This is a genomic window from Candidatus Poriferisodalis sp. (assembly GCF_965204125.1).
Classification (GTDB): domain Bacteria; phylum Actinomycetota; class Acidimicrobiia; order Acidimicrobiales; family Poriferisodalaceae; genus Poriferisodalis.
On record NZ_OZ241968.1, the window covers coordinates 2,422,087 to 2,434,182 of the forward strand.

The window sequence follows — 12,096 nt, forward strand, 5'->3', positions numbered from 1 at the left end:
GTCAGCTGCCGAGCCGGTCGGGCTCGCCGTAGGGGTACTCGACCAATTCGCTCGACGGGTGCTCGACGTCGAACGTCCAGTACTGACGGATCTCGGCGATCAGCCGCTCGCCGGAGTCGTCGGGCGGGCCGAAGTCGTAGTGCTCGCTGCCGCGTACGGCGAACGGCACGTCGCTGTCGGGGTTCGCGGCGCTCGTGCCAGACATCTTCCATTCGATCGCAGCGGTGTCGCCGTCGGTCACCAGCCGCTCGCAGTGCCACGACGCGCCTTGCCACTTGGAGGCGATACGCGACCAGAAGCGCCCGATCGTCGCTGCACCTCGCACCGGTGCATGGTTCGTGTCGTAGACCACGGCGTTATGGGTGAAGTGTCGCGCCACTGCCGCAGCGTCGCCGCTGGTGCAGGCATCGAAGTAGCCCGTGATCCGCGCCTCGATGTCCGCGGCTGCTCCCGCGGTGCCGTCGGTGATGCTCGTGCCAGCGTGCTCGCCCATGCCGCCAGTCTCGCAGGCTCCCTTTTGCTCAGTCCACCGCCCACGACAGCCAGCGGCCATCGCGCCGCTCCAGCCGTAGCTTGTGCGAGAAGCACTCTGACAGCGACTCGGCGTTGAGCACCTCGCCCAAGGGGCCGCACGCCAGCGGCAGACCGTCGCGCAGCAGCAGCCCGTGGGTGAACGACGGCGGGATCTCGTCGGTGTGATGGGTCACCAGCACAGTCGCCGGCGTCTCGGGGTCCGCAGCCAGCGATTCCAGGCTGGCCACGAGCTGCTCCCGGCCCGCGAGGTCCAATCCGGCGGTCGGCTCGTCGAGCAGCAGCAGCTCCGGTCGGCCCATGAGCGTGCGGGCCAGCTGCACGCGCTGCTGCTCGCCCGACGACAGGGTGGCGAACGTCCGGTCAATCAGGGAACCGGCGCCTACGCGCTCCAGGCATGCCCGCGCGCTCGATCGGTCGGCATCGGTGTAGGTATGCCACCAGGTCTCCAGCGCGGCGTACCGCGCTGTCATCACGATGTCGAGGGCGCTGATGTTCGGCCGGAACTGATCGCGCAGCGACGAGCTCGCGAGCCCGATGCGTCGCCGGTGTTCTCGCACGTCGACGGCACCCCATCGTTCGCCCAGCACCTCGACGGTGCCAGTGGTGGGGAAGCGGTAGAGCGACAGGATCTTGATGAGACTGGTCTTGCCCGATCCGTTCGGTCCCAGCACGATCCACCGCTCGTGGGGAGCGATCTGCCAGTCGAGCGGCCCCAGTACGGCGGTGCCGTCGTACACGACGGTCACATTCCGCAGGGAGACTGTCGGCTGGGCCGAAGGCCGATCTGCCGGTTGGGGTTGGACGTCACTCACGAGTGCTCACGTCTCGTCGCGGCGGCCTTCGCCAGCGTGTGCCATCCACGTCGCATACATCTCGGCGTACTGCCCGCCCAGCGCCACCAGCTCGTCGTGGGTGCCCAGCTCCACCACCCCGCCCCCGTCGATCACGGCAATGCGGTCGGCCCGCATCGCCGTCGCCAGCCGGTGCGCAATGAGCACTGCCGTGCGGCCTTCCAGCAGCAGGTCCAGCGCGCCCTCGATCTCGGCCTCAGTGCTGAGATCGACGCTGGACGTGGCCTCGTCGAGCACGATCACCCGCGGCCGTGCCACAAAAGCCCGGGCCAGCGCCAAGAGCTGCCGCTCGCCGGCCGACAGCGACACGCCCCGCTCGTGCACTTGGGTGTCCGCACCCTCGGGCAGGCTGTCGATCAAGCGGCGCAGTCCGACCAGGTCGAGCGCCGCGTCGATGTCGGCGTCGAGCTGCGTGTCGCCCTCGCTGCCGGCACGGTCGCGCAGGCCAAATGCCACGTTGTCGCGGATCGTGCCATGGAACAGGAACGGCTCCTGGGGAACGACGCCCAACTGGTTGCGCAGCGACGACAGCGTGACGTCACGCAGGTCCCAGCCGTCGATCGTGATGCGCCCGTCGGTCGGGTCGTAGAAGCGGATGATCAGCTTCGCGATCGTGCTCTTGCCCGCGCCCGTCGGCCCTACCAGCGCAAACGTCTCGCCCGGACGGATCTCCAGGCTGACCTCGCTCAGCACCTCGGGAGGGTCATCGTCGAGCGGTTCGTCGCTGCCGGCCATGACGCCCTCGGCATCGCCAAAGGACGACTGGCCGGCGCCGTTGCGCTCTGCGTGCTCGCCATTCGCCGACGGCCCCATCCCCAGCGGGTCGAACGACACTCGCATCTGTCGCGACTCGTCTGCGTCGCCATTCACGCTGTCGCCGGCCGTGCTGTTGCTGCCGTCGCCGGCCATGCTGTTGCTGCCCTCGCCGGCAGTGCCAGCGGTCGCCGCATCGTCGTCGTAGGCGAACGACACGTTCTCGAGCCGGATGTGGCCGCTCACCGGCGGCAGCTCCGCCGCATCGGGATGCTGGCGCACGGTCGGCTGCGTCGCCAGGACCTCGCTGATCTTGCGGAGGCCGGACTGACCCTGTTGGTAAGTGCTGTAGAGCTGCGCGAGCTGCTGGATCGGGGCGAAGAACCTGGTGACGTACAGCACGAACGCGCCCAGCTCCCCGACGGTGAGGCTGCCTCGCACCACCATGACCCCGCCGATTGCCAGCACCAGTCCTTGGGCGGCAATGCCGATCGCCTCAGTGCTGGGCCCGTAGATCGCCTGGACTCGGGACATGGACAGGTTGGCGTCGCGGAAGCGAGCGGTCACCTTGCGGTGCCGCACCGCGTTCTCCAGGCGACGGCCCGTGGCTGCGATCACCCGGATTCCGGCCAGATTCTCGGACAGGTCGGCCAGCACGTCAGCGATACGGTCGCGGATCTCGCCGTAGCCCGCCTCGCTGCGGGCCCGGAACCACAGCGTCAGGGCCACCAAGGGCGGCACGATCCCCACGAGCAGGATCACCGCCAAGACCGGGTTGTAGATGAACAGCACCACGGTCACGACGCACACCGTGAGCACCTGGATCAGCAGGTTCACGAAGCCTTCGTTGATGAGCAGCGCCACGTACTCCATGTCGGAGGTCATGCGGCTGAGCAGCACGCCGGACTTGGCCGTGGTGTACCAGTCGAGCGAGAGCCGCTGGTAGTGGCTGAACAGGCGCAGCCGCAGGTCGAACATGACCTGTTCGGCAATGCGCCCGTTCAGGCGTTGACGCAGCCGGCTGAGCAGGATGCTGACCGCGACAACGCCGAGAAAGATCAGCACCACCATGTTGAGCACGAAGCGGTCGCCCGCTTCGATGCCGCGATCGATGCCCTGCTGGAAGAGCACCGGTACCGCTTGCATCGCCGTGGTCTCGAGGCAGAGCAGCAGCAGTGCCAGGCCCACACTCCAGCTGTGCGGCACCAGCATGTCCCGCAGGCCGAACGGGCGCGCCCGCCCACCCGGGGCGCCTCCGGCCACATGGTCGAAGTCGACGTCCGGCTCGGGGTGGGCCGGCTCGGCCTCCAGCAGCTTGTTCGCGCCTTCCTGCATCTCGGTCGGCACGCCGGCGAACGGCAGCCCCGCTGCGGCGCTGGCCTGTGTCGCAGTCGGCCCCATGTGGCCGGGGCCACCGACCATCACCATGATCCGCTGCCCCCGGGCGTGCCGTCGGCGGTGGCGAATCGGTCCGGATCGCTCGTGTCGCCCCCCGCGGCCAGCACTTCGACATAGCGGGGCTCGGTGGCCATCAGCACTGCGTGGGTGCCGTCAGCCGCAACTTGCCCGCCGTCCAGCAGGATCACCCGGTCGGCCAAGCTGATGGTGGACAGCCGGTGAGCGATGACGATGGTCGTGCGCTCGGCGAGCAGCTCGCTGAGTGCCTCGTGGATCTTCGCCTCGTGCGCCACGTCGATGGAGCTCGTGGCGTCGTCGAGAATCAGCACGGCGGGATCGGCGAGGATCGCCCGCGCGATGGCGATGCGCTGACGCTGGCCGCCCGAGAGGTCGTACCCGCGCTCGCCGACCACGGTGTCGTAACCCTCATCGAGCTCGCTGATGAAGTCGTGGGCCTGTGCCGCGGTGGCTGCGGCGACCACCTCGGGCCGGGCGGCGTCGGGACGTGCATAGGCGATGTTGTCGTGAATGCTGGCCGAGAACAGGAATGGCTCGTCGGGTACGAGGCCGACGGCCCGGCGCAGGCTGTCGCCGGTGAGGGCGTTCACGTCGTGACCGGCGACGGAGATTGTGCCGTCGCCGAGGCTGTAGAAGCGCATGAGCAGCCGCGCGAGCGTCGATTTGCCGCAGCCGGTACGCCCGACGACTGCGACCCGCTCGCCGGCGCCGATGTGCAAGTCGAGCCCATCGAAGACCGGCGGCGCATCGCTATCGGCGCTCGCAGTACCCGCGACGCCCCCGACCGTCTCGGTGCCATAGGCGAATCGCACGTCGTCGAATCGCACTTCCATGCCCGAAGGCCCGCCGTGCGGCTCAGCCTCTGGGCGTTGCGGCAGATCGATGGCGCCGGGACGGTCTGCCACGAGCACCGGCTCGTCGAGCACCTGGAAGATGCGCTCCGCGGACGCCTTGGCCCGCTGGCCGAAGATGAACAGCATCCCGATGAACCGGAACGGCGCCTGCAGCAGCAGGATGTACAGGTAGAAGGTGGCCAGATTGCCCACGGAGAGCGAGTCGCCGATGATCAGGTGACCGCCCACCAGCAGCACCATCGCCATTGCCAAGTTCGGCAGGTTCTCGACGACCGGCGTGTAGTGCGCCCTGGTGTTGTGCTGCAGCATGTTGGCCCAGCGCAGCCGTTGGGTTGCCCGAGCCATCTCCTCCACCTGACGGCTCTCGGCAGCAAAGGCCTTCACGACACGCACGCCGTTCACGCTCTCGTGGGTGACGGTGGCGACCTCAGCGTTGCGTGACTGGATGATCCACGACAGCGGGAACATGATGCGGCGCAACCGCTGGCCCAGCACGTAGACGGCGGGCATGATCAGCATCGTGATGGCGGTCAGCGGCAGGCTGATCCATGCCATGACCGCGATCGCCACCACGAAGCTCAAGAGCTGCACCGACACAATCGGCGCGAAAGCCAGATACATCTGCACCGAGCGGATGTCGGAGTTGGAGCGGGAGATGATCTCGCCGGTCTGCACCCTGTCGTAGAACGCGAACGACAGCTGCTGAGGTGGGAGAAGAGCAGCGTGCGCAGCTGGAACTCCACCCGGTGGCCCATGGAGAAGAGCCCGTAGCGGTAGGCGTAGGTGAAGATGCCGCGTGCGGCGCCGAGCCCCACCAGGGCGATGACAAACGCCCACAACGAGCCCGAGCCGGCGCCTTCGAGGCCGGTCACTGCGGCGTCGACGGCCAAGCCGGCGATCCATGGTGCAATGGCCCCCGCGCCCGTTGCCAAGATGGCGGCGATCACTGCGACGACGATGCGCGCCCGCTGGCGTCGCAGCAGCGGTCCGAGTCGCCGGATCCAGCTCAGCGAACGGTCCGCTCGGATCCAATCGCCGCTGAATTCGCTGCCGAGTTCGTCGGCAGAATTCGCCTCGGGAGGCGCGCCGTCGGCGTCGGGATCGGGCTGCGCGGCCGACTCCGTAGGCGCAGTGCGTGGGGCCACCCGCATCCCGGCGAGGCTACCGGCGCCAGCGCGCCCGCTAGAGTATTACTTATGGCAGAACAAGTAAGGAAACGTCGGGCCGGGTGCAGCACGATCACCTCGAAGCACCAGGTCACGATCCCTGCTGCCGCGTTCGCCGCAGCAGGCCTGTGCGTCGGCGAATCGCTGCGCGGCACCGCTGTAGGACCCGGCCAGGTGCTGCTCACCCGAGAGTCGGATCCGATAGCGGACACAGCCGGAATCTTCGACGGGGTGTACCCGCCCGACGCGCTCGATGCGCTGCGCGATGAGTGGCGCTGAGCTGCGCGGGCCGGCAGTTGTCGATGCGGGCGTCGTCATCGGTCACCTCGACACGTCCGACGCCCACCATCACGCTGCAACCGCAGCGCTGGCGCAGGTCGCGGGCACTGCGACGCGGCTGCTGCTTCCGGCGACGGCGTACGCAGAGGTTCTGGTGCACCCTTTCCGCGTCGGCGCCGCGGAGGCGGCCCAGGTCGACGCCGCCCTCGCAGCGATTCCGATAGATGTCGCCGCATTGGAGCGCAGCGCGGCTCGCCGGGCGGCTCAGCTGCGAGCGGAGCATCGTTCGCTGCGTCTGCCCGATGCCTGTGTCATCGCCACCGCCGTCGAAGCGGGCGCGGTGCTGCTGTGCACCACCGACCGCGGCTGGCCGGGCGGGCTCGTCGAGTCGCTCGCCCCGGCGCTGCAGGTGCTCACGGTGAGCTGACCCTTGACATGAAGTCGCTCGTCCCGAAGATGCACGAAGAAGTCCCGGTCTGGCAGCGCGTTGCTGCAGCGGCGGGCAATGCCGTCAAGTAGCGCCAAGCTGCTTGACGGAGGTCATCTCCAGACCGGTGGTGGTGACGATCTTGACGGCGATGCGTCCGGCATCAGGCGGGCCGAACGGCGCCGACCTCAGTGAGGTGAGCGCCTCCCGCTCGTCTTCGTCGATGCTGCGGCCCAGCGACGTGACCAGCTTGCGGACGAGCCGGTCGCGGTCCGCGCCTGGGAAGTGGATGCGACGGGCGAAGAAGCTCTCCCCGTCGTGGTCGGTATCGCACATCCAGCAGGCCACGTCGCCTGGGCCGCCTTCCGACGCGTTGCCGGTGGCGGGGTCGTAGGTGTCGTAGCCACATACCTCCACGGCGATCTGCCCATTCGGCAGCCTTCGACGATGTGGACATCGGGCTCGCCGATGACGACGAACGCCTCATGGCCGGTCTCGTCGGACAGTTCGCGGATCATCAGGTCGCGGTTCATCTGAGCACGGGCAACGCCGATGCGACCGACCTTTGACGGCGCATCGGTGCCGTAGGCAAACGCCACTACCAGCAGCAGATCGACCCGTTCGGCGCTGTCGGCCGCTTGGCGCGCAGCCTCGCGGATCAACTCGCCGGGAACGGTCACGTCTTCGGCGGCCACCATCACAGCTGCGGTGTGCTCAGCCGCCCCACGTCCGACGGTGTAAGCGGCCTTCCACTCCAGCAGGTCGCCCTCGCCAGGCCATGGCTCAAGGTCGACGACGTGCATGTCGGGGCCGCCGCGTCCGCCCGCGACGGTGTGAGACCGCAGCGCGTGCTCGACGGCGCGGCAGAAGTCTCCGTGGGCAGTGACCGACGCGTCTGCGGTGCCTTCGAGCGGGACGACGGTCGCCCAGGGCTGCTCGCTCTCGACTGTCAGCGGCGATGCCACTCGGATGACGCCTCGCTTGGCGACGGGGCGGTCCACCAGCATGATCGGGTCGGGATCGCGGCCGTATGCGAGCGTGGCGGCCGACACCTGCGGCACGCGCTCGCACACAAAGCCGTCGGCTGGATCATTGCTCCAACTGTCGCCTGGCGGATCGCTGGGCAGGCTGCCTGACAGTTTTGCTTCGGCGGCAGCGCCGTCGGCTGAGGAAGACAGCGTCCAGTAGGGGAACGTCGAAGTGGCGATCCGCTGGCGGGCGATCGAGACAGCGATTGGTGAGGTGTCGCAGGTGATCCAGCGGCGGCCCCATTTCTCGGCCGCCACTGCGGTTGTCGCTCCTCCGCAGGTCGGGTCGAACACGAGGTCACCCGGGTCGGTGGCCATCAGCACGCAGCGCTCGATCACACTGTCCGCCGTCTGCACCACGTAGCGCTTGTCAGACGCGAAACGCTGGCGGTGCCACATGTTGTTGATCCGTCGCCCCGGGACCTCTTCCTCGTACCACTTCCACATAAGTGCCGAACCCGGCCCTGCGGAATCGAGGCGACCGAGTTCGGCCAGATGGTCCATTCCGGCCATCGAGACGCGCCAGTGCTCGCCGGCCGGGCATGGCCAAGTATGCCCATCCCAGACATACGGTTCGGACCTGCCGGTCGTCGAGGTTCCTGGTGACGTGAGCGCAACGCGCTTGTATGCGCGTGATCCGGCGGGCAGATGCTTGTCGGGGGCGACTCTTTCGTTCTCGGTCAAGCGCCGCGTCGAGCCGTCGGCAAGTTCCAGCATCGCGTACGAACTCATGTGTTCGATTCGCTCTGCACGCGACAGCGATTCATAGATTTGGCGGTACTTGACGCGTGGCTTTTCCTTGGCGTACCAGAGGAGAAAGTCGGCAACGCTCGGCAGCGTCTTGGCAGAAGACCCACCCGAGGTGGCGTAAGGGATGGTGGCAACGCGGTTCTCCGCGCCGAATACCTCATCGAGCAGGATCGCTGCGCGATGCACGTTCTCGTCGCCGATCTGCATGAACAGCGAGCCGCTGTCGGCCAGCAGTTCGCGCATCAGGATCAGCTTCTCGCGTGTCAGGTCGAGGTACGAGTGGATGCCGCGCTCGTAGGTGTCTCGGAAGGCCCGGATCGTGCGGGTGTCGTTGGGGCGCCCCGCCGCTCCCTCGGGCACCTCGCGGCTGTCGGTGGACACTTGGAAGTTCGACTTGTAGCCCATGCCGTACGGCGGGTCGAAGTAGATCATCTGCACTTTGCCGGTCATGGCCTCCCGTGCAGCGAGCGACGCCATCACCCGGGTGCTCTCCCCGTGGATCAGCCGGTTCGACCAGTTGGCCGCGTGCCGGTACCACTCGTAGGCGGCATCGGCCGACGGCAGCCCATTGAAGTCGCCGAACAGCGACGGCTGCGGCCCGCTGCCCTGCAGCAGCTTCACGAACGCTGCTGGGTGCACCTTTTCGCGCACATACAGCGGGTGCGCCGCGTGGCCAGCGCTGTCGTCGCCCTGGCGGTCCCAGGCCAGGATCGGCTGATCGTCGCTGCCCCGGCTGGCGGGAACATGGCGGACGGGCTGCCGGTCTGCGTCGCTCATGGTGGGGGCGGTCTGCTCGGTGGGCAGGTTCGCCCGCTTGGCCGACGGATGGGTGTACTGCTCGGTCTGCCGCCTTGGTTTGGTCTCAGCCATCATGCTGCTCCTTGCCGCCTCGCGTCCACATGCCGGGCACGCGCCTCGTCGATGGCGGTGCCGAGGTCGGCACGCAGCCGCTGCGCGTCGGTCACCTCCGCGAAGTGCCATCGCCGCAAGCGCGCTGGCAGCTGCGCAGAAGCCGCCACCGCCGGGATCCACTTGCTGGCGACTGCTGCCTTCTTGCGCTCGCTGCGGTCGTCGGGCACGCCCTTGCATTCCACGATCAGGTGCACGACTTCGGCGCTGTCGGGTCCGCCGAACAGCTGGGCCACGAAGTCGGGCTCGTAGCGGTGCCACTCACCGTCCCACAGGTACGGCACAGACCAACCGAGGCGGAAGTTCCGTGCCCACGCCGTCACATCCGGATGAAGGTCGAGTTCGCGTGCGCATTGCGCTTCGAGTGCCGAGTGGCACGCAGCGAAGTTCAACTCCGAGTGCTGTGTTGCGTGGCGGTGCTCAAGGCTGGTCTCGAACCGTATTCCCGACGTGTCCAGCACGACCTGCTCGCCGAATGCCGCAACGAACCGATCCGGGGCGCCGTTCGCGTGAACGCAGGCATCGGCAATCTCGCGGGCAGCTTGGTCGCGATGCGACGACGCCAGGCCCTCCCAGTGGGCTGAAGCGACCTCGGCGCGCTCGGCCCACTGGCCGACAGCCCTCACGGCATCATGGAACAGGTGCCGACGGCGTGTTCGCTGGCGCTGTGCGGTGCTGTCGATGCCGCGCTCCCAGCGATGGACGACGGCCGCCGCCACTGCGGTGACGGCCCGCTGCCGACGGGCCGCGCCTGTCGCGGCGCTGATCGTGGCCTCGGGGCCGACCGGGCCCACGAGCACCGCCTCGCTCGCCCCGCGGGGCGACCAGCGGATGACCCGTTCGGGGTCGAGCCGGAACCCGGCGCTGCCATGCTCGTGCAGGTACTGGTTGACATTGGGGAACTCGATGCGGCGGGCTTGCCGGCCGGGAACGCTGTGCACCTCGTAGCGGGGCTTGGGCGGCGCGGGCGGCTCGCCAGCATCTTTGGCGGGCAGGAATTCGAACGGCACGCCGATCACTTCGGCGTACTCGGGTGTGAGCGTGCCGTCATGGCCGTAGCTGTCGTAGTTGGATCGGCGCAGTGCCCGGCCCGTGACCTGCTCGCACAGCAGCTGTGTGCTGAAGCGCCGGTAGCCGAGAACATGGGTGACGGTGCGAGTGTCCCATCCCTCGGTGAGCATCTGCACCGACACGACGCAGCGGATGTGCTCGCCGAGCCCACCGGGCTTCCCCACCGAGTTGAGCGCGCTCCGGACGATGTCACGGGCATCGCGCGTGTCGCCCGGCTGCCGCAGCCGCTCGGCCTGCGCCCTGACTGCGGCGCTGAGCGCGCCGTCACCTTCGATCTGCGAATGGACCAGCAGCGTGTGGACTCGATCGGTAGGACCGTCGTGGCGATAGTTGGCGAACAGCTCGCAGACGCCCTCGTGGTAGGTCGGGCGGTCACCGCGCTGCTCGGCCCAGCCAGCGATGTGGTCGGTGAGGGCGGCAGCGTTCGCGATGTTGTTCGCGACGATGATGAACACCGGCGGCGTTTCCATGCGCATAGCCGGATCGTCCGGCTGCATCCACTGGACGAAGCGCTGCTCATAACTGAGGTACAGCGCGCGAAGCGCCCGCGACAGCTCGTCGGGGACGGCATCGCGCTTGACGGTCTTGGGCGCGGTGTTTGCGTACAGGTTGCGCCACTCGACCTCCCGGCCGGGGGAGTCGTCATCGACGGGGACCTGAGGGATCTTCACCAAGCCAGACTCGATGCTGTCCATGAGCGGGAAATCCGATACCACCCAGCCGAACATCCGCTCACGCCGTTCGCTGCCCTCGATGAAGATCGGTGTCGCCGAGAAGTCGTAGACCGGGCCCAGCCGTCCCTCGTCCCGCAGCGCCTCGAGCGCGCCGAACCAGACTGCTGCTGCCTTGGTGTCGTCGTCCTCGGATGTGCGCCGGCCCCCTTCAGGCAGATAGCAGTGATGGGCTTCGTCGTTGAGGACGCAGATCGGCGCCGCACCTCGATGGGCTGGCAGGCCGCGCAGCGCGCGATCCAGCACCGCTGACATCGACTCGAGCTCCGGCGCTCGGCCTGCTCGCAGCAGCCTGCGGGCGTCGCCGGACGCGGCGTCCGCCAAGCGGTCACGCCGCTGGAATGCTTGGAAGTTCAGCACCCGCAGCTTCACAGCGCCGAGTGCGGCGCCGTCGGCCTCGGGAACTAGGTCGAGCTGGCGGGTAGATGCTGTCGTGGTGTGCTGGGTCCAGCACGGCGAGGCGTTCGCGCACCGTGTGGCCCGGCGCGATGGCCAGGAAACTTGTCGTCCAGCGGCTGTCACGGCGGCGGGTGGCCGCGGCGTTGAGCGCATGCCAAGCGATGACCATGCCCATGACGGCGGTCTTGCCGGTGCCGGTGGCCATACGTACGGCGAGCCGCTCGATACCGACGTTGTACTCGTCGTTGGCCTGCGAGAGCTCGTGGCGAATGTCTGCGAGCGCTGGTGTGCGGCCGGCGTCGGCCTCGGTGAGGTAGATGAGCGTCTCGACGGCTTCGACCTGGGCGAAGAATAGCCTCGGCTCGTGCGTCTCGTCGTGCCAGTGCGCGATGAGCTGCCGGGTGGCCGTTGATGCTCCGGGATAGCCCGCCCTGCGCCAGCGGGCAACTTCGTCACGGATTCGATTCACGAGCACGTTCTGCAAGCTCGGGTCGGCACCCACTTGCAGGCGCATCTGGCTGCTGCGCATCTTGGGCATCACGACCGCTGCGGTGCTGAGCCGTCGGCCATGGATGATCTGCCCGGTGGAGACATGGTCGTCGTCGTGGATGTACCAGTGCCGCGTGGGTTCTTCGTGGGGCCGGTTCAGCACGGGATTCGAGATGGGATCGGCGGCCGAGTCGGCGTTGCTGTCGGGCGATGACGCGAACTCCAGCAGGTCGAACTCGGAGCGGCTCAGATGCACGGTGCGCGTTTTGCTGTCGTGTGCGGTCCTGCCGTCACGCACATGCACGGCGATGCCGTCTGCGGTCGGCACCGCATCGACGACGATCACGGCGTCAGCCTCGTCCGGCAGCCTGATGAGCGTGCCGGCCCGGAGGCGGCGGTCGTCAGTCGGCTCGCGCATCGGTGCCCGAGCGTAGGTCAC

General features: G+C 68.2%; 10 protein-coding genes. 2 read left to right on the forward strand and 8 right to left on the reverse strand.

All coding sequences use genetic code 11. The features are described from left to right. Position 1: 1 nt before the first annotated feature. From ACOGXD_RS11315 to ACOGXD_RS11335, 5 genes are read right to left on the reverse strand one after another with little or no spacing between them, the layout of a single operon-like run. Positions 2-493 carry a nuclear transport factor 2 family protein gene (locus ACOGXD_RS11315; protein WP_419915153.1) on the reverse strand — a complete coding sequence of 164 codons (492 nt, stop codon included), beginning with the start codon at positions 491-493 and terminating at the stop codon, positions 2-4. Between the two features lie 28 nt (positions 494-521). After that, a complete protein-coding gene (locus tag ACOGXD_RS11320; RefSeq protein ID WP_419915154.1) occupies positions 522-1,346 on the reverse strand; it encodes an ABC transporter ATP-binding protein in 825 nt (274 codons plus the stop codon). Positions 1,347-1,352: 6 nt separating this feature from the next. Further along, positions 1,353-3,566, reverse strand: coding sequence for an ABC transporter ATP-binding protein (locus ACOGXD_RS11325; protein WP_419915155.1), 2,214 nt, complete (start codon positions 3,564-3,566; stop codon positions 1,353-1,355). Continuing rightward, positions 3,560-5,083 (reverse strand): ABC transporter ATP-binding protein, encoded by a 1,524-nt coding sequence (locus ACOGXD_RS11330; RefSeq protein ID WP_419915156.1) that lies wholly within the window; start codon positions 5,081-5,083, stop codon positions 3,560-3,562. The genes ACOGXD_RS11325 and ACOGXD_RS11330 overlap by 7 nt, the downstream gene beginning before the upstream one ends. Continuing rightward, on the reverse strand, positions 4,987-5,559 hold the full coding sequence (locus ACOGXD_RS11335; protein WP_419915157.1) for a hypothetical protein: 573 nt from the start codon (positions 5,557-5,559) through the stop codon (positions 4,987-4,989). The genes ACOGXD_RS11330 and ACOGXD_RS11335 overlap by 97 nt, the downstream gene beginning before the upstream one ends. Positions 5,560-5,604: 45 nt before the next feature. Between ACOGXD_RS11335 and ACOGXD_RS11340 the strand changes: the two genes are divergently transcribed. After that, positions 5,605-5,853, forward strand: coding sequence for a hypothetical protein (locus ACOGXD_RS11340; protein WP_419915158.1), 249 nt, complete (start codon positions 5,605-5,607; stop codon positions 5,851-5,853). Continuing rightward, positions 5,840-6,280: a PIN domain-containing protein gene (locus ACOGXD_RS11345; protein ID WP_419915159.1), complete on the forward strand. Its 441-nt coding sequence runs from the start codon at positions 5,840-5,842 to the stop codon at positions 6,278-6,280. The genes ACOGXD_RS11340 and ACOGXD_RS11345 overlap by 14 nt, the downstream gene beginning before the upstream one ends. A gap of 188 nt (positions 6,281-6,468) precedes the next feature. On the opposite strand, the gene ACOGXD_RS11350 is transcribed toward ACOGXD_RS11345, so the two are convergent. Genes ACOGXD_RS11350 through ACOGXD_RS11360 form a run of 3 tightly spaced genes read right to left on the reverse strand, consistent with a single transcriptional unit; the run spans position 6,469 to position 12,075 of the window. Further along, a complete protein-coding gene (locus tag ACOGXD_RS11350; protein ID WP_419915160.1) occupies positions 6,469-8,928 on the reverse strand; it encodes a site-specific DNA-methyltransferase in 2,460 nt (819 codons plus the stop codon). Further along, on the reverse strand, positions 8,928-11,141 hold the full coding sequence (locus ACOGXD_RS11355) for a hypothetical protein (RefSeq protein ID WP_419915161.1): 2,214 nt from the start codon (positions 11,139-11,141) through the stop codon (positions 8,928-8,930). The genes ACOGXD_RS11350 and ACOGXD_RS11355 overlap by 1 nt, the downstream gene beginning before the upstream one ends. Further along, positions 11,098-12,075, reverse strand: coding sequence for a hypothetical protein (locus tag ACOGXD_RS11360; RefSeq protein ID WP_419915162.1), 978 nt, complete (start codon positions 12,073-12,075; stop codon positions 11,098-11,100). Before ACOGXD_RS11360 ends, ACOGXD_RS11355 begins: the two co-directional genes overlap by 44 nt. Between the last annotated feature and the right edge of the window lie 21 nt (positions 12,076-12,096).

Excerpts from the sequence above, each read along its gene's own strand:
- ACOGXD_RS11315 (WP_419915153.1), bottom strand. The coding sequence starts at position 493 with ATGGGCGAGCACGCTGGCACGAGCATCACCGACGGCACCGCGGGAGCA.
- ACOGXD_RS11325 (WP_419915155.1), bottom strand. The coding sequence starts at position 3,566 with ATGGTGATGGTCGGTGGCCCCGGCCACATGGGGCCGACTGCGACACAG.
- ACOGXD_RS11335 (WP_419915157.1), bottom strand. The coding sequence starts at position 5,559 with ATGCGGGTGGCCCCACGCACTGCGCCTACGGAGTCGGCCGCGCAGCCC.
- ACOGXD_RS11340 (WP_419915158.1), top strand. The coding sequence starts at position 5,605 with ATGGCAGAACAAGTAAGGAAACGTCGGGCCGGGTGCAGCACGATCACC.
- ACOGXD_RS11345 (WP_419915159.1), top strand. The coding sequence starts at position 5,840 with ATGAGTGGCGCTGAGCTGCGCGGGCCGGCAGTTGTCGATGCGGGCGTC.
- ACOGXD_RS11350 (WP_419915160.1), bottom strand. The coding sequence starts at position 8,928 with ATGGCTGAGACCAAACCAAGGCGGCAGACCGAGCAGTACACCCATCCG.
- ACOGXD_RS11360 (WP_419915162.1), bottom strand. The coding sequence starts at position 12,075 with ATGCGCGAGCCGACTGACGACCGCCGCCTCCGGGCCGGCACGCTCATC.